The sequence below is a fragment of the Photorhabdus sp. P32 genome (assembly GCF_038085095.1).
Lineage (GTDB): Bacteria > Pseudomonadota > Gammaproteobacteria > Enterobacterales > Enterobacteriaceae > Photorhabdus > Photorhabdus luminescens.
On sequence record NZ_JAZGJN010000260.1, the window covers coordinates 21,565 to 44,425 of the forward strand.

General features: G+C 40.0%; 17 protein-coding genes and 3 pseudogenes. 8 read left to right on the plus strand and 12 right to left on the minus strand.

Going from position 1 to position 22,861, the window contains the following annotated elements; genetic code table 11:
- Positions 1-210: 210 nt before the first annotated feature.
- Together hslJ and V2H77_RS11290 are read right to left on the minus strand one after the other, a co-directional pair.
- Positions 211-627, minus strand: coding sequence for a heat shock protein HslJ (gene hslJ / locus V2H77_RS11285; RefSeq protein ID WP_341498855.1), 417 nt, complete (start codon positions 625-627; stop codon positions 211-213).
- A 21-nt stretch (positions 628-648) separates the two neighbouring features.
- A complete protein-coding gene (locus V2H77_RS11290) occupies positions 649-1,653 on the minus strand; it encodes a 2-hydroxyacid dehydrogenase (RefSeq protein ID WP_341498856.1) in 1,005 nt (334 codons plus the stop codon).
- A gap of 241 nt (positions 1,654-1,894) precedes the next feature.
- Here V2H77_RS11290 and V2H77_RS11295 point away from each other — a divergent pair, with 241 nt between their 5' ends.
- Genes V2H77_RS11295 through V2H77_RS11305 form a run of 3 tightly spaced genes read left to right on the plus strand, consistent with a single transcriptional unit; the run spans position 1,895 to position 5,055 of the window.
- Positions 1,895-4,522 (plus strand): YdbH family protein, encoded by a 2,628-nt coding sequence (locus tag V2H77_RS11295; RefSeq protein WP_341498857.1) that lies wholly within the window; start codon positions 1,895-1,897, stop codon positions 4,520-4,522.
- Positions 4,519-4,716, plus strand: a complete 198-nt coding sequence (locus V2H77_RS11300) for a YnbE family lipoprotein (protein ID WP_265380841.1) — start codon at positions 4,519-4,521, stop codon at positions 4,714-4,716. Before V2H77_RS11295 ends, V2H77_RS11300 begins: the two co-directional genes overlap by 4 nt.
- A 12-nt stretch (positions 4,717-4,728) precedes the next feature.
- Complete coding sequence (locus V2H77_RS11305; RefSeq protein ID WP_341498858.1) at positions 4,729-5,055, plus strand: YdbL family protein; 327 nt, start codon at positions 4,729-4,731, stop codon at positions 5,053-5,055.
- Positions 5,056-5,133: 78 nt separating this feature from the next.
- Here V2H77_RS11305 and V2H77_RS11310 read toward each other — a convergent pair whose 3' ends face one another.
- A complete protein-coding gene (locus tag V2H77_RS11310) occupies positions 5,134-5,736 on the minus strand; it encodes an FMN-dependent NADH-azoreductase (protein WP_132344776.1) in 603 nt (200 codons plus the stop codon).
- A 322-nt stretch (positions 5,737-6,058) separates the two neighbouring features.
- Between V2H77_RS11310 and hrpA the strand changes: the two are divergent.
- Positions 6,059-9,805, plus strand: a pseudogene (gene hrpA / locus V2H77_RS11315) (ATP-dependent RNA helicase HrpA); the annotation flags it as partial.
- A 127-nt stretch (positions 9,806-9,932) separates the two neighbouring features.
- On the opposite strand, the gene V2H77_RS11320 reads toward hrpA, so the two are convergent.
- The 4 genes from V2H77_RS11320 to V2H77_RS11335 form a co-directional block, all read right to left on the minus strand.
- The gene (locus V2H77_RS11320) at positions 9,933-10,070 is read right to left on the minus strand and encodes a hypothetical protein (protein ID WP_157975277.1); all 138 of its coding nucleotides are present in this window, start codon (positions 10,068-10,070) and stop codon (positions 9,933-9,935) included.
- Positions 10,021-10,554 carry a hypothetical protein gene (locus tag V2H77_RS11325; protein ID WP_265514379.1) on the minus strand — a complete coding sequence of 178 codons (534 nt, stop codon included), beginning with the start codon at positions 10,552-10,554 and terminating at the stop codon, positions 10,021-10,023. Before V2H77_RS11325 ends, V2H77_RS11320 begins: the two co-directional genes overlap by 50 nt.
- A 576-nt stretch (positions 10,555-11,130) precedes the next feature.
- Positions 11,131-11,388, minus strand: coding sequence for a hypothetical protein (locus V2H77_RS11330; protein ID WP_341498859.1), 258 nt, complete (start codon positions 11,386-11,388; stop codon positions 11,131-11,133).
- 472 nt (positions 11,389-11,860) lie between these two features.
- Entirely contained in the window at positions 11,861-12,865 is a 1,005-nt protein-coding gene (locus V2H77_RS11335; protein ID WP_341498860.1) for an IS110 family transposase, read from the minus strand.
- 126 nt (positions 12,866-12,991) lie between these two features.
- Here V2H77_RS11335 and V2H77_RS11340 point away from each other — a divergent pair.
- From V2H77_RS11340 to V2H77_RS23635, 3 genes and pseudogenes are all read left to right on the plus strand, one after another.
- Positions 12,992-13,206: pseudogene (locus V2H77_RS11340) on the plus strand (IS30 family transposase); the annotation flags it as partial.
- A gap of 153 nt (positions 13,207-13,359) precedes the next feature.
- A pseudogene (locus tag V2H77_RS11345) lies at positions 13,360-13,585 on the plus strand (phage tail protein); the annotation flags it as partial.
- A complete protein-coding gene (locus tag V2H77_RS23635; RefSeq protein ID WP_445935478.1) occupies positions 13,585-13,962 on the plus strand; it encodes a gp53-like domain-containing protein in 378 nt (125 codons plus the stop codon). The pseudogene V2H77_RS11345 and the gene V2H77_RS23635, both read left to right, overlap by 1 nt.
- A 304-nt stretch (positions 13,963-14,266) precedes the next feature.
- Here V2H77_RS23635 and V2H77_RS11350 read toward each other — a convergent pair whose 3' ends face one another.
- The 4 genes from V2H77_RS11350 to V2H77_RS11365 all read right to left on the minus strand — a co-directional run bounded on the left by V2H77_RS11350 (position 14,267) and on the right by V2H77_RS11365 (position 19,183).
- A complete protein-coding gene (locus V2H77_RS11350) occupies positions 14,267-15,259 on the minus strand; it encodes a fimbrial protein (protein WP_341498861.1) in 993 nt (330 codons plus the stop codon).
- 18 nt (positions 15,260-15,277) lie between these two features.
- On the minus strand, positions 15,278-17,818 hold the full coding sequence (locus V2H77_RS11355; RefSeq protein ID WP_341498862.1) for a fimbria/pilus outer membrane usher protein: 2,541 nt from the start codon (positions 17,816-17,818) through the stop codon (positions 15,278-15,280).
- A 37-nt stretch (positions 17,819-17,855) separates the two neighbouring features.
- On the minus strand, positions 17,856-18,530 hold the full coding sequence (locus V2H77_RS11360) for a fimbrial biogenesis chaperone (RefSeq protein WP_341498863.1): 675 nt from the start codon (positions 18,528-18,530) through the stop codon (positions 17,856-17,858).
- A 122-nt stretch (positions 18,531-18,652) separates the two neighbouring features.
- Positions 18,653-19,183, minus strand: coding sequence for a fimbrial protein (locus V2H77_RS11365; protein WP_265379039.1), 531 nt, complete (start codon positions 19,181-19,183; stop codon positions 18,653-18,655).
- A 591-nt stretch (positions 19,184-19,774) separates the two neighbouring features.
- Here V2H77_RS11365 and V2H77_RS11370 point away from each other — a divergent pair.
- Positions 19,775-20,617 carry an alpha/beta fold hydrolase gene (locus tag V2H77_RS11370; protein WP_341498864.1) on the plus strand — a complete coding sequence of 281 codons (843 nt, stop codon included), beginning with the start codon at positions 19,775-19,777 and terminating at the stop codon, positions 20,615-20,617.
- 334 nt (positions 20,618-20,951) lie between these two features.
- On the opposite strand, the gene V2H77_RS11375 is transcribed toward V2H77_RS11370, so the two are convergent.
- Positions 20,952-22,343, minus strand: a complete 1,392-nt coding sequence (locus tag V2H77_RS11375) for an amino acid permease (RefSeq protein ID WP_341498865.1) — start codon at positions 22,341-22,343, stop codon at positions 20,952-20,954.
- Positions 22,344-22,861: the final 518 nt, after the last annotated feature.

Genomic DNA, 22,861 nt, shown 5'->3' on the forward strand with positions numbered 1-22,861 from the left:
TGTTTTTGGTTCTCCTATAATATTTGAAAATTCAATGTCAGTGGTGAATTTATTACTTAGATATTATTATCTAGAGGTGACGGAAAGTGTTTTCCGGCACCTAAATAAAACATTTGGATAAACAGAGTTTAATCCTGAGTCCATTCAAGGAATTCCACTCTGTTAAATGTTTAATGCTAACTTTATAAATGAGTTTCTTAATTACTGAACTTAATCTTTCAGTTTATAAACCAATGTATTATCGGAATGAGATAGTGTCAGTTTTTGACCTTTCAGCTTCACTTTAACGCCATCAGCTAATACTTTACCAATCAGGTAATCCCATTGATTCAACTTATCATCAGCACAAAGCATCTGAGTACTGGCGAGGTTTTTAACGGTCAATACACCATCTTTTAGTTTTCCTTGGCCCATAAAGAGATTACACATGGAACCAGAAATATGCATTTTTTCACCGAATTCAATAGTTGGTACGCGACCATCTTGATTTTTCGCGCTTTCGCCATTAACGCTCACCAGGACAAATTTGTTATGTTGTAAATCATCAATTGACACGTTCTCCGTCGCTGAAGCTTGGAATGTGGCTAACAATAAAGTTGCTGTTGCCAAAGGTAGTATTTTTTTCATGTTTATCTCCTATATATTATTTTAAAGGTACTTATTAACAATATTCGGGCAATGTTCCCCGTTGAGTAGTTGCTGGATATTCCTCAGCGTAATTTCACTGATACTGGTTAAGGCTTCTTCTGTCAGAAATGCCTGATGACCGGTAAACAGCACGTTATGGCATGAAGACAAACGACGAAAAATATCATCCTGAATTACGTCATTAGATTTGTCTTCAAAAAAGAGATCGCGTTCATTCTCGTAAACATCCATACCCAGAGCGCCAATCTTTTGTTGTTTTAATGCGTTAATGGCGGCAACGGAATCAATCAAAGCTCCTCGGCTGGTATTGATGATCATGACGCCGTTTTTCATTTTGCTGAAAGCAACTTCATTCAGCAGATGATGGTTTTCTGGTGTTAACGGGCAATGAAGGGATATGACATCGGATTGTGCATACAGCGTATCCAGATCGACATATTCGACGCCGAGATCCAAAACAGCTTGATTGGGGTAAGGATCATGAGCCAGCAGGCGCATACCAAAACCGTTAAGAATACGTAGGGTTGCAATACCAATCTTACCGGTTCCGATAATTCCTGCGGTACGGTTGTGCATATTGAAACCAATTAAGCCTTCAAGAGAGAAATTGGCGTCACGGGTACGTTGATAAGCCCGGTGAATACGGCGGTTTAAGCACAACATTAATCCGACGGTATGTTCAGCAACAGCTTCAGGAGAATAGGCTGGAACCCGTACAACCTGAATACCCAATTCTTTAGCCGCATCCAGATCGACATTATTAAAACCTGCACAACGTAATGCGAGGATTTTTATATTCATTTCAGCCAATTCTTCAAGCACTTCACGGTCAGCATTATCGTTGACGAAAATACAAACAGCATCTGCGCCAATAGCGTTTTTGGCCGTTTTTGGACTGAGAAGGAAATCGAAAAACTCGAAATCATAACCAAATCCGAGCTTTTTATTGACCTGCTCCAGATGTTTATGGTCATACTGTTTGGTACTGTAAACGACTAATTTCATGGAATTATCTCCGCTATAATTTAAGTAGCTAATAAATTGTTTTGGGCTTAAATTATTGCTGACGTAAAGGGTTAAATAAACCAATAAATTAATTAACTCTATAAGTGTATTGCTTGTTGTTCCCCTATATGTTCCATATAATTTGCTTAATAATCAATGTCTTAGTTTAAGGTTTGTCTGCTAAATTATGGAATAACAATAGAGGTAATCGATCTAAGGCTTAATAAGGAGAGGAAAGAACTTGATAACCAAAGGGTTAAAAATATTCATTACTATACTGATGCTGTTGGTATTGCTGATAGCGGCGGGATGGTTTTCTGTTCCTCATTGGTTACCTAAAGTCGCCAGTCACTGGCTACCTCCAGGTATGACGGTTTCATTGAAACAACCAGAATGGAAAAATGGAGCTTTGCAACTGGCTGATATTTCATTGCGGGTGAAGGATTGCAGGCTCATTCGTGTATCGCGATTATCTGTTAATTACCCATATTCAGAGATAGATAACGGTTATCATTGGCAATTAAATGTTGCGGATCTTAATGGGGATATCAATTGTCTAAATCAGTTGCCTGAATCTACGCAGGGCCTTGCTCCATTGTCGGTTGCTGATATTTTAGCTCTTATTCCACACGGAAGTTTGTCTGTGGATAATCTTTCTTTTCATCTCTGGCAAGATTTTGCTGGAAAACTAAAATTCAATTCATCTCCTCAGGGGCAAAAACTGAGTTATCAGGGGCAGAATGTTAAATTGTCAGCGCATATTTATGGTAAGGAATCGCTAGTTATTGACCAACTGGCAATTAAATTACCAGAACAGGAAATTAGTCTTAATGGTGAGATGACTTTACCACTTAATATAGACAAACTACCTCCTCATGGTGAAGTAAAAGGTAAAATTATTGCCAGGCAATATATGCACCCGCTAAATATCAAGTTAGGTTGGCAAGGGAAATCCGGCAAACTTATTATCAGAGAAGAGGGGGTGACAGCGCCTGTGGCGGAATTGCCTTGGCAGTTTAATCAACAACAGCTTGATATTATTGATGGGAAATGGCGATGGACTGGTGCGGGACAGCCTCTTTCTGGTGGAATGAATATTAAGATTGCTCATTGGCAACAAGGATTGGATAACCTGCTAATGAGCGGCCGTATCAATTTGGTCACGCAGGGCAAGCGTGGTAAAGCAAATATTGTGTTAACGATAAAACCTGGCCGGATAAGCTCATTAAATACGCAACTTCCTTTTCAATTAACCGGTCAGATTAATGTGCAGGATATGATTATGACCATGTCATTGCCTGTGATAATTAATGGTCCGCTGGCTAATCCGAAAATGACTTTCCAGTCAGGCTCATTATTTCGGGTTTGGGGGCGTTTGTCTGATGAATTTATTGTTAAAGATGCTCGATCACCGTTAGCGGGAACTTATCTGACGCGTGAAGGTTTTACTGGTCGGTTACAAGCGATCGTGAATGCACAACATCGTGACTGGGGAAAATTCCGTTTGCATCTTGATGGTCATGCTGAAGATTTTATGCCGGATAGAGGCTATTGGCGTTGGAATTATTGGGGGGATGGCTATTTACCGCCACTACAAGCTAAATGGGATATCGCTGGAAAAGGAGGCTGGCGTGACACATTGATTAGCGTCAACGAAATGACCACTGGCTTTAATGTTATTAAACACGGCATGATCCGGGTGGATACGCCGCGTCTACAATTAACCAAACCATTGGCATGGCAACGTTCGGAGAAATTTCCCACCTTTAATGGTGAGTTACGACTGATAGCGAAAAAAACATCGTTTCGATCTGGTGGCTTTTTGCCTCCCACTGAGCTGACAGCAAAATTGACTGGGGAAAGCCCGAACAACTTTATTGTTAACGGTGAGCTTTCATCAAGAAATATTGGCCCGATTCCTTTTTACAGTCGTTGGGATGGAGCAAGATTGCGTGGTGAGGCGCGTTGGCCTACGCAATCTTTACTCGCATTTCAGCCGTTGATACCTAAAGATTTAGGGATAAACTTGCGTGCAGGTGATCTTTATGCACAGGCTGCTTTTTCTGCCACAAGAGGGCAAGGTTTTGTTGCGGGTGGTCACTGGATGGTAAAAAATGGCAGCATGTGGCTTAAGGATGGTGAAATCAGTGGCCTTAATTTTGTCTTACCGTGGCGGCTGAAAGATAGTACCTGGCAATTTGGTGTTAAATCGCCGGTTCAGCTACGAGTGAAAACAATTAATAATCTGTTTGAAATGCATAACTTGACGGCGGATTTACAGGGATTTTATCCATCATCGGAACAAAAACCGCTGGAATTGACTAATGTGAATGTAGGTATATTGGATGGGAGTATTAACTTAGATAAATTGAGATTTCCTCAGCATCAGCCTGCTATTTTGACGCTTGATAAATTGGAGTTAAGCCGCCTTTTTACTGTGTTGAAAGTTAAACAATTTGCGATGTCCGGCAAAATCAGCGGAAAATTGCCGTTGTTTATTAACAATGAACGCTGGATAGTTCAGCAAGGTCGGATTACCAATATTAACCATATGACCTTACGTCTGGATAAAGACACGATAGATTCCATTAACAAAGATAATATTTCCGCCGGTGCTGCTATGGATTGGTTACGCTACTTAGAAATCAGTCGATTACGGGCGCAAGTCAATCTTGATAATTTAGGGGTTTTGGCACTTAATGCTGAAATTCAAGGTGTTAATTCATTAAGAGATAAAAAACGGCAAGTCAAGCTGAATTACCGTCATGAAGAGAATATCTTTCACTTATGGCGTAGCTTACGGTTTGGCAACAATCTTGAAGATTGGTTACAGCAGAATATATCTGTATTAAATGGGAGTGATAAATGACAAAACAAACCAGAACGAAGCTGTTCTTACTATCAATAGGGTCCTTAATACTGTCAGGTTGTATACGCCTTGAAGTGGCAACACCTGAAAAGCCCATTAATATTAATATGAATGTCAAAATTGAGCATGAAATTCAGATAAAAATAGACAGACAAGTTGAAGAGATGCTCAAGAATAACGCGGGCTTATTCTAAGGGGTTGGCATTATGAAGAAGATAGGTATGGGAATATTGTTATTGGCTAGCGCATTGTTCAGCGCTTTCGTTGGAGGAATGACCCTGAATGAGGCAAAGCAGAAAGGGTTAGTTGGTGAAACTTTCAGTGGTTATCTGGCTATAGTGAAAGCAGATAGTCAGGCACAGGCTTTGGTGACAGAGATTAACCAGGCTCGTGAGAAAAAATACGCAGAGATTGCGGCTGGCAATAATATTTCTACAAAGCAAGTGGCTAAACTGACTGGCGAAAAATTGGTGAACAGAGCTGAATCTGGTGAATATGTGCTTGGTATTAATGGTAAATGGTTGAAGAAATAAAAGCGCGTCGGATGACGCGCAAAAAACAGCAATATAAAAATATAGGTAATGTATGAATTATGAACAAAAACGTGGCAATTAGGAAGCGATTGCTTCTAAAATTTCACGAGCAGTTTGTTGCGCTTGATTGGCGGCATCAGGGCTTAACCCTACACCTTCGGCAAATACAAACTCTACATCAGTGAGGCCAATGAAACTGAGGAACAGGCGCAGATAAGGCACCAACAGATCACTAGGGCCGTCTTTATGAATGCCGCCACGGCTGGTCAGAATGATTATCCGTTTGTCTTTTAGCAGACCTTCAGGGCCATTTTCGGTGTAACGGAAAGTCACGCCAGCACGGGCTATCAGGTCAAAATAGTTTTTCAATTGGGTTGGAATGTGGAAGTTGTACATAGGCGCGGTTATAACAATAACGTCATTATCCTGCAATTCCGCAATCAGTTCGTCAGATAGTGCTAATGCCTCTTTTTGGCGAACAGTCATTTCATTGCCGCTTGGGCGTAATGCATGAACCAGTTCATTATCCAGAACAGGAATGGGTTGCGCGGCCAAATCACGTATCTTAATGCGGTCATCAGCATGATTGGTTTGCCACTTTTCAATGAAGAAATCTGCCATTTGGTTAGTATGTGAGTGCTGCGCCATAATGCTGGATTTAAGAACCAGAACTTTACTCATTTTTATTCCTTAAATTAACTTTTGGTAATTCACTTGTTAATCACGATATAGTCATTCTATGAGTTATTATCTTCTGGTAATAGAGCAATATTTAGAGCTCAGTATTCAAATTTATTGAAAAACTTTTACCTGTGTTGATATGGCGTAGCGGGGAAATATCCGCCGAAATTATTGCCAATAGATGGGATGTGCTACTATATGTTGTCAATAAAAACGTGTTGCCAATAAGAACTATGTCATCAATAAGAACTATGTCATCAATAAAAGCTGGCTAATCAGTAAAGTTAAGAAGTTACAAGGATCAATATAAGTGAAAGAGTCTCAGAAAATCATTAACCGTCAGGCTGCTTGTCCAACGATCAAATATCCAGAAAACTTGCCCGTCAGCCAGAAGAAAGATGATATCTACAAAGCTATTCGTGACCATCAGGTTGTCATTATTGCCGGTGAAACCGGTTCGGGTAAAACAACACAGATCCCAAAAATTTGTCTTGAACTAGGTCGGGGAATAAAAGGTCTTATCGGTCATACTCAACCCCGTCGATTAGCTGCTCGCGCGGTTGCCAATCGTTTGGCGGAAGAATTGGAAACCTCAGTGGGTTCTGCTGTCGGTTATAAAGTCCGTTTTAGTGATCATGTGGGCGACAATACGTTGGTTAAGCTGATGACCGATGGTATCTTGCTGGCGGAACTGCAAAATGACAGGCTACTTAAACAGTATGACACGCTCATTATCGATGAGGCGCATGAGCGTAGTCTGAATATTGATTTTATTCTGGGTTATTTGCGTCAGTTGCTGCCAAAACGTCCTGATTTGAAAGTGATTATTACCTCAGCGACTATCGATCCTGAGCGTTTTTCCCGCCATTTTAATCATGCGCCGATTATTGAAGTTTCTGGCCGTACCTATCCGGTAGAAGTGCGGTATCGTCCGGTTATGGGGGAAGATAATGACGGAGAGCGGGATCAGCTTGAGGCAATTATTGATGCTATTGATGAACTTAACCGGGAAGGGCCTGGGGATATTCTGATCTTTATGAGTGGTGAGCGGGAGATTCGCGATACAGCGGATGCGCTGAATAAACTGAATCTGCGTCATACCGAAGTACTGCCGCTATTTGCGCGTCTTTCTAACAGTGACCAGAACCGAATTTTCCAGTCACATACGGGACGGAGAATTGTGTTGGCGACTAACGTGGCAGAAACCTCGTTGACGGTACCGGGAATTAAATATGTGATTGATACCGGATATGCCCGTATCAGCCGTTACAGTTATCGGACGAAAGTACAGAGGTTGCCGATTGAGCCAATATCACAGGCGTCGGCTAATCAACGGAAAGGGCGTTGCGGACGTGTGTCTGACGGGATCTGTATCCGGTTGTATTCGGAAGATGATTTCCTATCTCGGCCGGAGTTCACTGATCCGGAAATCCTGCGTACTAATCTGGCATCGGTGATTCTACAAATGACAGCAATTGGCCTTGGGGATGTTAGTGCTTTTCCATTTGTGCAACCGCCTGATAAACGTAATATTCAGGATGGTGTTCGGCTTCTGGAAGAGCTTGGGGCTATTGACCAGAGCATGATTAACCAGAATACAACGGTTAAAGGTAATTACTGTCTTACATCAATTGGGCGACAACTTGCACAGCTCCCGGTTGATCCTCGGTTGGCGCGTATGGTATTGGAAGCTCGTCATCATGGTTGTGTGCGTGAAGTGATGGTCATCACCTCTGCGCTGTCTATTCAGGACCCAAGAGAGAGACCACTGGAGAAACAGCAGGCTTCTGATGAGAAGCATCGTCGATTTGCTGATAAAGACTCCGATTTTATTGCATTTCTGAAATTATGGGATTTTTTAAAAGAGCAGCAAAAGGCACTCTCTTCTTCACAATTTCGCAAGCTTTGCCACCAAGATTATCTTAACTACCTGAGAGTCAGAGAGTGGCAGGATATATACACTCAGTTACGACAGGTTGTGAAAGAAATTGGTCTGTCGGTAAATAGTCAGGATGCAGATTACCGTAGTATTCATACTGCGTTACTTTCTGGGCTGTTATCCCATATTGGTCAAAAAGACACAGATAAACAGGAATATACCGGTGCGCGTAATGCGCGTTTTGCTATTTTTCCGGGTTCTGGCTTATTCAAGAAGCCGCCTAAATGGTCAATGGCGGCGGAATTGGTTGAAACGAGTCGCTTGTGGGGGCGGATTGCTGCGCGGATAGAACCTGAATGGGTTGAACCGTTAGCCGGGCATCTGGTGAAGTATCATTATAGCGAGCCGCACTGGCAAAAATCTCAGGGTGCGGTAATGGCGAAGGAAAAAGTCACTTTATATGGTTTGCCGATTGTGGCTAGTCGTCAGGTTAATTACAGCAAAATTGATCCAATGCTTTGTCGCGAATTGTTTATCCGCCATGCGCTGGTGGAAGGTGATTGGCAAACTCGACATGCATTTTTCCGAGCGAATCTGAAATTACGTGAGGAAATTGAGGAGTTAGAACATAAATCCCGTCGTCGTGACATTTTGGTGGATGATGAAACCTTGTTTAGTTTCTATGATCAACGGATACCTCAGAATGTGATTTCTGCTCGCCATTTTGATCGCTGGTGGATGAAAATAAACAAAGGGCAACCGGATTTGCTCAACTTTGAAAAAAATATGTTGATCAAAGGTGATGCCGATAAAATCAGCGCGTTGGATTACCCTAATTATTGGTATCAGGGGACACTGAAATTACGGCTTAGCTACCAGTTTGAGCCGGGCACGCAAGCTGATGGCGTGACAGTTCATATTCCGCTGCCGGTGTTGAATCAGGTTAAGGATGAAGGATTTGATTGGCAGATCCCAGGTATTCGTTATGATTTAGTTGTTGCGCTGATTAAATCATTGCCAAAGCCGGTTCGTCGTAATTTTGTCCCGGCGCCAAACTATGCTCAGGCATTTATGGAGCGGGTACCTCAACCACAATCGACCTTGTTAGATAGCTTTGAGAAAGAGTTACGGCGGATGACTGGTGTTACGGTGTCACGTGATGATTGGCAGTTAGAGCAAGTACCAGAGCATCTCAAAATGACATTTCGAGTGGTAGGAGAGAAGAATCGGACTATCGCTGAGGGTAAAGATTTATCTGCACTGAAATTACATTTGAAAGAGAAAGTTCAGGAGACACTTTCCGCTGTTGCCGATGATGGGATTGAACAGAGTGGGCTGCATATTTGGAGTTTCGGTGAATTACCGGGACGATATGAGCAAAAACGTGGTGGCTACTCTGTCAAAGCATTTCCTGCGCTGGTGGATGAAAAAGAGAGTATCGGTATCAAATTGTTTGAAACTGAGTTGGAGCAACAAATTGCCATGTGGGAAGGCACTCGTCGGCTGTTGTTGCTCAATATTCCTTCACCAATTAAATACTTACATGAGAAATTGCCGAATAAATCCAAATTGGGGCTCTATTTTAATCCTTATGGCAAGGTATTGGATTTGATTGACGATTGTATCTCTTGCGGCGTGGATAAATTGATGGCAGTGAATGGCGGGCCAGCTTGGAATGAGCAGGGTTTTATTCAGCTGCAGGACAAAGTGCGGTCTGAGTTAAACGATGCTGTCGTGGAAATAGCTAAGCAGGTAGAGCAGATACTCACTACTATTTTTGCGATTAATAAACGCCTTAAGGGGAAAATTGATATTTCTCTGGCTCTGGCGTTATCGGATATCAAAGAGCAGCTTTCTGGTTTGGTTTTCAAAGGATTTGTCACCGCTAATGGTTGGAAACGTTTGCCGGATGTCCTGCGTTATCTGCAAGGCATTGAGCGCCGTCTTGAAAAATTAGCGATTGATCCGCACAGAGATAGAGCGCAAATGGGGCGAGTTGAAAATGTTCAGCAACAGTGGCAACAATGGCTGGCGAAATTATCACTGCAACAAAAACAGTTGCCTGAGGTGCAAGAGATTCGTTGGATGATTGAAGAACTGCGGATCAGCTTGTTTGCTCAGCAATTGGGTACGCCATATCCGGTCTCTGATAAGAGAATTTTACAAACGATGGAGCAGATTGCTTTTTGATTAAAGAGGAAGGCCATATTCTAAACTGCACCGCAAATTTTACATTTGTGGTGTCGTTTTTTTATGGGTTAGCAAAGCCACCTATTCTAAAGGTGGCTTTCTACTGAGACTGAAATGAATGGACTGGTTAGCAGGTACTTTCCGTATGTTTGGTTTTGTTAGCTTCAACGAAAGCATTAACCATCGCGGTTTTATTTTTGCGGTTACGCTCGTAGTCAGCCTGAGTTGCCTTCTTCTTGGTTGCTGTAGCACGTTTTAACAACATAATCGCCTCCTCCTAAATCTTCATACTCTAATATTAATCTTGACTGTACCTTTTGTAAAAGTCTTTCATAGGTTCTTTTGTGAGAATCACTGTAGCCACTAAAGTACAGGTAATGAACTTTAGATTCTTCAATATAATCCAGAATGTATGATATTAAGACATTAAAGAAGTAGTTATTTTCATTTCTATTGTAATGAACAGTTTTATCTATTTTATCAAATGGAGTCCTGCCATTTAATTCGTCTATAGGGATTGATTCATAAGCTTGATCGAAGAAGATGATAGACACAGCGAATAAAATGTTTGGATTAACATCGTATATTTCAGCAATTCTTTCGGCTCCGACAATATCGTCAGTTAATGGAAAAAATACTAACCGAAAGGTTTGCGGTTTTTTACTGTTAAAAGTGAATTCAATGTCGTAACTGCTAACCTTACCTATTCCACCAATGGTTTTATTCTTGAGACTATGATATTTGGTCATTCTTTAACACTGTTGCTGTTTTGATAATGGTTTATTATACCAATATTACATTGTCGCTATTCTTTCTAATTGCCTAATATGCGAGCGGGTTCCAAATTTTATGTAATTGCGTCATTCAGTTAATTGGGTTTCCACGCCCGGTCACAAATTTATCTGTGACGTATTTGACTTGTCTGAATCTAAACAACGCGTCAATAAAATTTATTGAAAATAATTGTTAATTGTGTCACAAAACGCCATTTTTACTACTAATGATTCATTTCATTCTTATTTATAATGATATTATGGATTTTTTTAAATAGGGTGTGCAAAATGCCATTCATGGCCATGCTTTTTATGTCAATTATAACGTTTTTCTTCTTAACTATATTAGTTAACTATTTTTTCATATTAGAACGAAATGTAAAAAAAACTATATGGGTATCGTTATTAATGACTATTATTTTCATATTCAGCCTCTTTGCCCCAACAATTCTTTATCAAAATATTTTCTAGTTGATAAATATATTTCATATAGTCGCGAATTTAATGCGCGATTAATGGCTATTTAGTCGATTTATAGAGGAATAGCCATTATTAATCTCCTTCAGAAAACGATTTTGAATTACCTGTAGCAGAAATAAGCTTTTGTAAGCATTTTTCACCATTTTTACTTTTATACAGTACACGAATACTATCAACGACATACTGATTTAATTCTGCTTCTGTTCCTTGATAAAAAGGCAGTGAGCAGACAGAGTCAGTGCTAATTGAAACATTGGAATCATCAAGAATAGATAATACTCCGTTTACGTTTTTCGGTAATGCAGTGCTTTGTGAATATTTCCACGTCATACCTGTTTCCATTAGTAAATATTAATAAATTTAACTTTAAACTTAATAAATATTTTTAAAAGCATAATTTTGTAAAAAAATAAATCTTTTGTAAATTAATTTATGAAAGGCGGATTCGACTAAACTAAATAAGTGCAATTTTTCAGAAAGGCGGTCAGTTGCTATAAGTAGGCATCTTTCCCACCATAGGAAATCTATGGTCACCCCCATTTTTGCAACACTAATTTTGATGAATTTTTGGCTTGCTTAAATCTATCCGGCGTCACTATAGGTAAGGATACCCGCGCCTCGATGAGTTCTGCGCCTGATGAACCTTAAAATGCACTCGGCTTCAAAGAGCCACTTTCCTCTTTAGGTTTATCATCAGGCCGATAGGCCGTTCATGTCATCAATAATCAGTCTTCGCAAAACCAGATGGGTAACGTGTATTTAACTGCTTAATAATTAACCTATTGAATTAGATTGATATTTATTATACCTGATATTCATTTTGCTGAGTGGTGATGGCCCAGGCTATTCGTGCCAGCTTGTTTGCCAAAGCACAGGCAACCACATTCGAATGCTTCTTGCTAAGTTGTTCCCGAACCCACTCAGCCAATCTGCCCTGCTGATGCTCAAGCCGCATCATGAACGCGCGGGCGCACTGAACCAGCAACCTGCGCAAATTTTTGTCGCCTCGCTTGCTGATACCCAACAGGGTGGATTTGCCTCCCGTGCTGTATTGTCGGGGCACAAGCCCTGTAGAGGCAGCAAAATCCCTGCTGCATGAAAATTGTTTACCGTCACCAAGCTGGGATGAGAGCAAGCTGGCAGTAATTGGCCCAACACCCGGTATTGTCATCATGCGTTGAGCTGTATCATCTGTTTTGATTGACTGGTTTAATTCTGATTCCAGCGCCGTTATTTGCTCAACAAGATAAAGATAGTGGGCGTGTAATTTCATCAGCAAACGGCTCAGGTAATCGGGGATTTCGTGTTCCGCCAGCACCAGAGATAACCGCTTAATGACCGCGTCGCCTTTTGGCAGGCTGATACCAAACTCCAGCAAAAAGGCATGCATCTGATTAGTGGTTTTTACCTTATCTCTGATGAGTGATTCTCTGACACGATGTAGCGCTCTCATCGCCTGCTGAGTCTCTGTTCTCGGTTGGACAAAACGCATTGAGGGCCGTGATGCCGCCTCACATATCGCCTCAGCATCGACAAAATCATTTTTATTACTTTTGACAAACGGGCGGACAAACTGCGGAGAAATGAGCTTGGCGTCATGCCCAAAATCGCCAATCCGTCGCGCCATAAAATGAGCGCCTGCACAGGCTTCCATCACAACCGTTGAAGAGGGGCACTCTGCCAAAAACTGCATTAGCTTGGTACGCGTCAATTTTTTACGCAGAATTGCCTTGCCGGATTTGTCCTGACAATGGATATGGAAGGAATGCTTGCCGAGATCGATACCAATCAGTGTAACGTTTTGCATGATGGCCTCTCCAGAAAGAAAATACTCGATAAGAGTATTGCTCACAGGGTGGGGGGGTGACCATCTCATTATGCACTATGACCTATACACAATGACCGAAACAGAAAGATACCCGATTTCCAGTTAAAAAAAGCCGTAAAAATAACGCTGGAAGTAAAAAATGGATAAAAAGGTTAATTTGGAAAGACTTAAGTCCTGAACAGGAGGTTGATTATTTGAAGCGACATAAAGGGATATTTTTGCATCATGAGACGATTTATAGGCTGATTTATAAAGATAAAATAGAGGGTGGTGATTTATGGAAACATCTCCGAATTGCCAGCAAACCCTATCACAATCAATTATACAAAAATAGTTAATATCCTAATTTAGAATAAAATTCTGTTATTGTTTTTTTGAACTAGACTTTGATTGATGTGAGTTGCGATAAATCACTTTTACAATGATTTAATATGTTAATTATTAAATAATGGTATTTAATTGAAGGAGGACATATGAGTCCCAAGAATGATTTTAAAGCTTTTTCTATTAATAATAATGCAAATGTAGTGAGTCAAGATAAATATGAAGAGGAGCAAAGTTTAAAAACGGGGTTTCCCCCAAATAATGTTACCACTCATGTATTAAATAAAGTATTACGTCAGTCATCAACAATAGCATCTGTTGTGGCTAATTTTATATCTATACAGAGTGGGAATGATATTAAAGATAATGGGGATATGGAAACCATTAATAAGGCTTTTATAGATTCATTGAAGAATCATACGAAGGAACAGTTTACTTCTCAATTATCGCCTAATGGTTATCAGAAGTTTCCCAGTGGATTGATACTTCAGTGGGGAAGACATCCATTTAAAGTATTAACTGAAAACAGGGTAGTTCTACCGACTTCTTTTCACCATAGTTGTCTGGCTATTGTTATGATCGATACTGGATGGGCTTGTTTGCCAATGGCTGCCGCACCTAACGGAACATTGAATAGTTTTAACGCTTGGGTGAGTGGGCGGGCTAATGATTTTCTTGGACATGAATTTGCTCTCACTCCTAATGATAAGCCAAATAGTATAAATGGACAATATCTTGCAATAGGTTTTTAAATAATATTCTTGAAGTAAAAGTGAATAACTGAAAACCGAAACCAACTCCGGATTATACTTTTAATATTTTATTATAATATCGTGCAGGTTAATTATATGATTAAGAAAAGTTTCTAATGTATGACTAGAATTCTCCTTAATAGAGTATTTCTATTTAATTGTTTGTGTTAATTGGAGAATTGTGGGTTGTCATCAGCCAAGTGAAGATCATATTATTTCACTTGGCATTTTTCATATAAAAATAATCAAATAACAGCGCATCAGACAAGAAATAAACTTCCTATAACTGATGCAGATAAACGTATTACTGATAAGTTAATGTCATTGTTGCGGTTACATTTGCTTGGCCGGGGGTAATATTGTGATCGGTCTGAAAATAGCGGGCGTGTAAAGGGATAGATAACCTCCCACCTGAATAGCTGTTACCAATATTTATTTGTGAATGAATAATAACAGGTTGGTTGTTGTAAAGAATTTGCATACCCACACCGGAAGCTGTTGTGCGATTATCATTTTGATCAAGCGCCCATACATGATATAAATTATTTTTTGCTTTTTTTCCATCAAGCATTAATTGTATCTGGACATCATCATCACAATCTAAAATAACCTCAAAATCTTTCCCTCCTGCGGTGCTATTAATGCCAGAAAAATCACTTTTTTTGATATCGCCCATAGGAACATTAATATTATTATTTCTCAGTGAGCAACTTTTAGTAATAATGCGGGTATTTCCCAAGCGATAAGTATGAACAACGTGGTTATTTACTCGTGCCTGAATTAATTGATCGTTTCTGACAAACCCAGAACTTGTTGTTGGTGCTATTTTTATTAGCTGAATTGTCAAATAACCCCATGTTTTACCACAATACCAACGACCGGAATTGTCGCAGCTTACGGGGTTATTAGCGATACGGGGTAGCCAGTCAATACCATAGCCGGGACCCCAGGTATTTATTCTGATACCAATACCGGGAACACCGGATTCGTAAATAGCATCCTTGTTATAATCTGCACTTTTATAGGATGTATATCCCCATGATGTAGTAATTTTTGTATCGCAATAGAAGATATTACTTTTATTGTCTAATTCATCTGCACGATATTCATAAATGGTTGTGCCAATAGGGTGATCCCTTGGGACATATAGGGTTCCAAAAGAGAGATGAGTGATTTCTGGTTTAAATCCTTTCTCGAACTGGCAGTTAGCAGCGAAACTATAAGGACTGGCTATCAAACCAATTAATAAGTTGGTGATAATGAGAAAATATTTAAATTTATTGTAAATATTAAACATAGCGTTTTCCTGTGGGAATTATTTACAGTGTGCTTCTATTATATAAATACCGGATAAAGGACTTTTTTCTGGTAGTTTGTAATTAACGATGCATTCCTGAATATCTTTATAACCCCATTTAACGAATAATCGTCCATTATCGGGTAAACCAGTGAGGTAAACTTGCCCTTCGTGACCAACAATAGCGCTATTTACTTCATCGATATCATGGCGTTTTTCTAACGTAACAACCGCGCCAAAAGGAATAGGATTTTCTTGATAATAGAGATTGATGAGAGCTCTGTGGCCTATTCTGGTTTTAAAATCCGCCAGGACTAATGCCCCCCGAGTAGGAATAACGGTTTGAGCATTAACGTCAATATCGACATTATCTGCTAACGAATGCGTGTCCAAGGCAATCCGATTTTTCCGGTAACTACTGACATAAGGAATAACCGCATAACCATTCCAATCGGTGGCGATACCAGCATTATTTTGGATCTTTATTCCTTGAGCGCCATCAGCCCGGACTAATGCTAATGTATCTCCCAAATATTGTGAAAGAGTAATGCCGTATGGATGAGCAACAATACCTCCCTGGAGGCCATAATTCAGTTGGTGAGAATGGCGATCATAGCTATAACCGGTATTAAATTGACCATAAGCGCCTTTATATTCCGCATGAATATGACCGCCAGCGCCAGTACCGTGATTCGTGTAACTCTGTTGTAAGCTATAGATTAGATTATTGTCTTCCAGCGCTGTGCCGCTTAAACCGATTTGGTGAGAAATATCTTTGTTTTTATTGGTATTGAAATTGTAACTGGCCCAGCTATTCTTTAGCCAACGATCTAATGGAATCTGTATGCTGAATGAAAAAAGCTGCTCATTTTTATCCGTATCTGGAAGTTGGCTATAGGTATAATTTAGACTGTAATTAATATTATTGTAATTGGTGCTATAACCTGCATTGATATTACGTTCATAGCCACGTTGTTGCCAATAATTTTGTTGAAAGGCGGACAGATATAAACTGCCAAAGTTTCCCAAAGATTGATTAATATGCAATTGTAATTTACTTCTTTTATTGGTGCGGTAACGCCAGTCACTTTTATTAGAATCATCTATGTCATTGGCTTCTTTAAAATCGTAAAAACCACGTGTCGAATAGTGATAACCTGCCACAGTAAAATTAGTTCCGGTTAATGAAAGATCTTTTGCATATTGAAAACGGTAGGATTGCCCTTTGGTACTGATATTGGATGGTAAATCGGTGTTAGCATGAGTGATATCAAAAGAGAGAGAACCCAATATACCAAGGTTATAACCTGATCCTAAAGCGATGGATCGATAATCTTTTGAAAAAATCGTACCGCCATAGGTAGTGATATTATTAGAAAAACCATAGATTAATGCGCCTTGAGCAAAGTTAGGTTCTCTCTTATGATTATTTGATGATTGATACTGGCCCAGTGTTATCGAATATTGCAATCCTCCTTCCCGCAACATAATCGGTATAGTTGAAAAGGACTGAGTAGATCGATATTCCTGACCATCTGCTTCCTTGATAATAACTTCCAAATCTCCACTTGTTGTGGTTGGGAAAAGGTCATTAATGACAAATGGACCCGGTGAAACATAAGTTTGATAAATAATATAGCCGTTTTGCTTGATTGTAACTTGAGCATTACTTTGAGCAATTCCCCGGACACTAGGGGCGAAACCTTGTAAGCTATCTGGCAACATATTGTCATCAGAAGCGAGCTGTAAACCGCGGAATTGGACACCCTCAAAAATATAGGAAGGGGTAAAGCTATCACCTAGCGTTAATTGCCCTTTTAGTGCGTGAATATCCCGTTGTAAATAGGTGTTAATATGCTTCCAACTCTTATCACGACTAGTATAGGTAGAATAATTGCGTAGACGCCATGCTTGCCAATTAGCGCCTGTTCGAAGATTCAGATAATGGGTTTGCGTAGAGCCAGATGGATTATCTTGCCAGGTATTTGAACCGCTATAATTATAGTTAATCAGTAATGAAGTTAATCCTTGCTGCCATAATTCAGGCGAAACATAACCTCTAGCCTGATTGTTTAACATTGCTTGTGGAATACTGATATCCAGCCTTTGTTGACTAAAATTGAAGAGAGCGTTTGCTGATGGTATATATTGACTTAAATCAGACAACTCTGTTTCTGGTGGTAAACTGATCAGCTCTGAAAAGTTATCAATTTTTACTCCCATATCCTGCAATTGCTGAATTGTCAACTTGGGCTGCAATTTATTATTTATCGTGACAAAGGTTACGTTTCTGGTATCTATTTTATCTCTATTAAGGTAAATATCTACCCAGTAAATACCGGGCGGATAGTCATCTTGGGTAAAAATAGAGAGATCAATATCTTCAAGTGAACCAGAATCAGTACCTATTTCCAGTGCATGAATGTTAAAATAATCTTCAGAATAAGTTTTAGCGGGGTAAAATAGTATGCCAGCAGCTATAAATGGCAATAATAAGAGCCATGAATGTTCAATATCATATGGTTGCTTATTAATTTTATGCTGTGAGCACTTTCCCATAATTAACTTTCTGGTATAGAGTAATGTAATGGTTTTATTAAATGGTTGTTTTTTCCTCGGCAGTAACGCCGCCAAAATCATTAATTGCTTTCCAACTTACCTGCTTTATATTCTTTGCCGGTAGAGGCCAGCTTAGTTGACTAAAGGGTTTAATCATGCCCGCAGGTTTTATTTCATGTTGATCTACTTTAAGGTAAGAGAATGAAATGAAGTAAGGGGTAGGATTTTCTGCGATCAATGAGTTGTTTTCCTTACGGAATTTGAGCTCTTTGTATGCGGTACTTGATTTTTCTGCCAAATTTGCAGGGCGGTAAAACAGTTTAAACTTTGACTTAACTGTTATTTGTAATTGATTCTGATCTGATTTCACAGAGGTGGGAATAGACTTTACATTTAACCAAAAAAGTGATTCCCGATCCTGAGGCAGGTTACTTTCTGTTTTGACAATACGTAGAATATTTTCATGGCCTGCTGCGAGTTTAAATATGGGAGGGGTAACGATAAAAGGGGTTTTCATATTATCATTTTCATCTTGGAGCCAAGACTGAATCAGGTAAGGGGCATCTTTTTCCGGGTTGTTTATAGAAATAGACGCTTCTTTTTTGTCGCTCATGTAAATAACGCGGGTTCCGCCGATAACGACACCTGCGATAGCGAAATTTATACTGATAATATATAGAAAAATTGTTAAAAATAGGCGTTGATACTGCACGGTAGCATCTCCGTTTTATCGTGTTTTTATGTGTTATTTTGTCGGATTTGTGGGCATCCATGCCCGGTGCTTCTTATTAGAAACAAAACGTGAATGAAGTTATGTTCTAAATTTAGCCTGTCTTAGTTATAAACAATCGTAAAATTGGCGACTGCATCACCTGAGCCAGGGCCAATTGCTTGAGCTGTAGCAACATATTTTGCAATGAACTTCAGTTCTGCTGTTTTTTGGTCAGTAAAAGCTTGAGATTTGGAAGCTTTTGCCAAAGGAATCAGAGTTGAATTATCTTCTTCATAGATACCAATAGCAACGCCATCGGCGACTGCCTGGCCTTTATCATTGGATAAGGCCAGAAGATTGTTATTTCTATTATCTATCTGCCCGTCAAATTTGACTTGTGCATGGGTATATTCTGGTGGGCAATCACTCATCTTAATGCTAAAGGGTGTTGCTGCTGCGGTACTATCTACACCACTAAATGCATTTGAGCTAATTGTTCCCATGTTTACATTTTGATTTGCAGAGTCAGTATCGATTTTACAGGCATTTGCGATGATATTACCTGTAAAGTTGATTTTTCCGTCGGCTGCATTTGCTACAGAAATAAATACAGAAGATGCAAGTAAACATGAAATAATCAGTTTAGTTTTCATTTTAAATAGATCCTAACCCTGCCGAGCATGGCGTCAGGGAAACAGAAATACTGATCTAATGGGAACTGTATAAACATCAATACAGCGTGTAAATATTTATAGCTTTTACCCAATAACAACAACGATAACTCAAGCTGTGTCTTTTTTAGGATAAAGCTAGGTGATCATAGCGATTAATTAGCAAAAATCCAAAGAATGACTGGATAATGTATTGTATTTAAGACTTTTATCTGTATTTGTTTCTTAAACAGGATTATTTTTTAATATTAATGTGATTTATTGTATGTAATAAATCATTATGCTAATTAATGAGAATATCTTTTAATTAATAACTGGTTATAAAATTAATTGTGATATAAATCACAATTAATTTATCACGCTTAAAAATTTATTTTTTTGTGCTATTACTTTCATGTTATTACCTCTCGCTGTCATTTTTTCTCTGAGAAGTTTATGTTGATAGAGTAAGTCATCTGGATAAAATTATTCTATAGTTTTCTCATGTGATCTTTCTATTTTATTGTTTATAGCAATACCTATTTTGGTTGACGTTATGAACCCTCAACGCAATTAACACTATAAGGAAGGGAAATGAAACAGTTCGTCTTTGTATTGGGCTTTTTGTCCATTGTGCTTGCAGTTGCGTGTCCCGCTTCGGCCATGCAAGTAGAGCAAAAAACCGTCACCAATGGCGTAGCATCAATCGAATATTCGGTGCGTGGGGAAGGGCCATTGCTCATGGTGATTGCTTCAACCGGGCGAGGAACGGCGGAGTTCGCGCCGCTCGCGAATCGACTGGCGATGCGCGGCTATCGTGTTGCTCTGCCGGAGCCGCGTGGAATATCAAGGTCAACCGGTCCGATGGAAAACGTGACCTTCCACGACTTTGCCGACGATTTTGCGGCTGTGGTTGCGGCGGAAGGAGGTAAGGCAATCGTAGTGGGGCATGCTTATGGCCACTGGATCGCTAAGACGATTGCTGCGGATTATCCCGAAATGACGCGTGGCATAGTGCTTCTGGCTGGGGCGGCGAAATCTTGGCCCTCGGAACTTTCGGATGCGATCACTGTGATTAGTGATCCGAAATCCACCCGTGAAGAGCGGCTGGCGAAACTTAGACTTGCCTTCTTTGCGGAAGGTAATGACCCGACGCCTTGGCTTGAGGGTTGGCATTCTGATGTTATAAAAAGCCAGTCCGCAGCGCGCAAGCTGACCAATCGCGAGGATTGGTGGGCTGGCGGGGCTGCGCCAATCTTTGATCTACAAGCGGGTTCCGACCCATTTCGACCTGAAACGTCTCGGATGGAGGCAAAGGATGAGTTCGGTAAGCGCGTTACTGTCGCAGTGATTGAAGGGGCCAGCCACGCATTACCTGCTGAGAAGCCTATTGAGACAGCAAATGCAATTGCCGATTGGGCCGACAAACTGAAATAACTTAAGGACAATATCCAGTCTTTATCGGGGCATTCGTATCGAATTTGTTTTAGTGCGAATGCCCCAATCAGAGACGATTCCAATAGAGTAAAATAGGCATCTTACCTCAAGTTTTACACCTTTGCCGATGATGAGCTGGAATACATCTACCTTTCAAATTCAACAAAATTGACTAAAGAACCATACCAATCAAGTTGTATTAACAATATTAGTTACAACATACTATTAAATATAACACCAAGAAAATATGACAGAACAACGAAAAACTAAACAAACTGCTATATGAAAATCCAGAAAGCCATCACAGGGAAGTAATGGCCTGAATCTGACGGGATTACTTGATTAGCAACCCGGTGGCAGGAATTGCTGTTACCAGCAATGCGACAATAGTGAGCTTTTCAGCCAGACGTAAGCTATTTCTCTGTGGGTTTTGACGGCGTGCATACAGAAAAACAATGAGACCTGGCGCATAGAGAACGACAGATAATAGCAAATTCATCAAACCGGATGCATAAAGCAGCCATATGCCATAAATACAAGCTCCAGCAGCAATGAGTAATAATCCTTTATTGCTGCGATCAAAAGCGACTTTTAAAAGAAATGCTCCGACAAGGAAATAGGGTACTAAAATCATCTCTGATGCAATTGCCAGTAATGAATTGTAATTGCTTCCACTTAACCAGATCAAAATGAGAGAAAGCTGTACCGCGCCATTAGTGAACCATAATGAAGACGATGGCGCATTATTGCGGTTTTGCTGGCTAAATACTTTTGGAAAAGAGCCGTGTTGAGAAGCGATAAATGGCACTTCTGCCGCCATGATCGTCCAACTCAGATAAGCGCCACAGACGGAGATAATCAACCCGGCAGCAATAATGATTTCACCTACGGAACCAACAAGCCCCACCATCAGGTTTGCCATTGATGGGTTGCGCATTTCTGCTAACTCGGGTCGTGGTACTAATCCAAGGGAAAGTAGGGTAACTAAGATGTATATTGCTAATGCCGCAATGACAGCCAGCATGGTTGCAATACCAACGTCTGCCCGTTTTTTCGCCCTAGCTGAAACCACAACAGCACCTTCAATACCAATAAAAACCCAAAGGGTAATCAACATGGTGTCTTTGACTTGTTGCCAGACAGGAACGCCTAGATCGATGCCTTTAAAATCGAGATTAAAGATATCCATTTTAAAGGCTATGGCGGCAAGTATGATAAAAGCGCCTAAAGGCAGCAGTTTCGCCATTGTCGCTAATTTGTTGATTCCGGCTGCGGTTTGAACGCCGCGGAGTACCAGCCAATGTACGAACCAGAGTAGAATAGATTCTCCTAATAGGGACTGCCAAGTATTGCCATCACCAAAAATGACGATACCCTCTTTATCAGTAAAGAAACTCAGGGCGGCAAAAACGATAACCAGATAAGAAACATTGGCAACGACCGCGCATAACCAATATCCCCAGGCAGAACAAAAACCGATTAGTTCGCCAAAGCCTTCTTTGGCATAAGTGAAAATCCCTCCATCAAGATCTGGGCGAAGACGAGAGAGTAGTAATAGTGCGGTAGCCAGAAACAGGATGCCGACGCCTGTTATTCCCCAACCGATCATTAACGCTGCCGGGCTGGCGATTTCAGCCATATTCTGCGGTAAGCTGAAAACACCTGCACCGACCATAGAGCTGAGCACCAAAGCAGTAAGAGCTGTGAGACTGAGTTTCTTTTCCAAAGATATGTTCCTAATATGACATAAACTGCATTATTAGCCAGTTCATTACCCTGATCATAAAGATGAACTGGGTATCGGGCTTTCATCGCTTCCAAGCTGTACAGAACGGAAAGACAGACTGATTGAACCTAGAAATAGAGGGGGATTCTACGAAGGGTATGGGCTGGATGCAATGGTTTTCTATGCAAATAACTATAAAATTTATGCATTGTTTGATGGTAAGTTTGGTGATGATTAAGTATGGTAGGATGAAATTTATTTTTATAATGCTGTTTGTTGTGCTGAAGTAAATAGGTGATAAGTGTGAAGTACTATGGTGTTATTACTAATTAAGTATTTTTTATTTTAATTTTTTCGATGGTTATCAAAGTTTAATAAAAATAGTTATGAAAGATAAAGTTTTATCTCTGATTTTTATTTTGTTATGTAATATTACTGCTAAGTAATAATCATCTCTTGTTTTCATGTCAGATTATTAAATTAATCTATTGAGTATGTAGTTTCATAATGTTATGAAT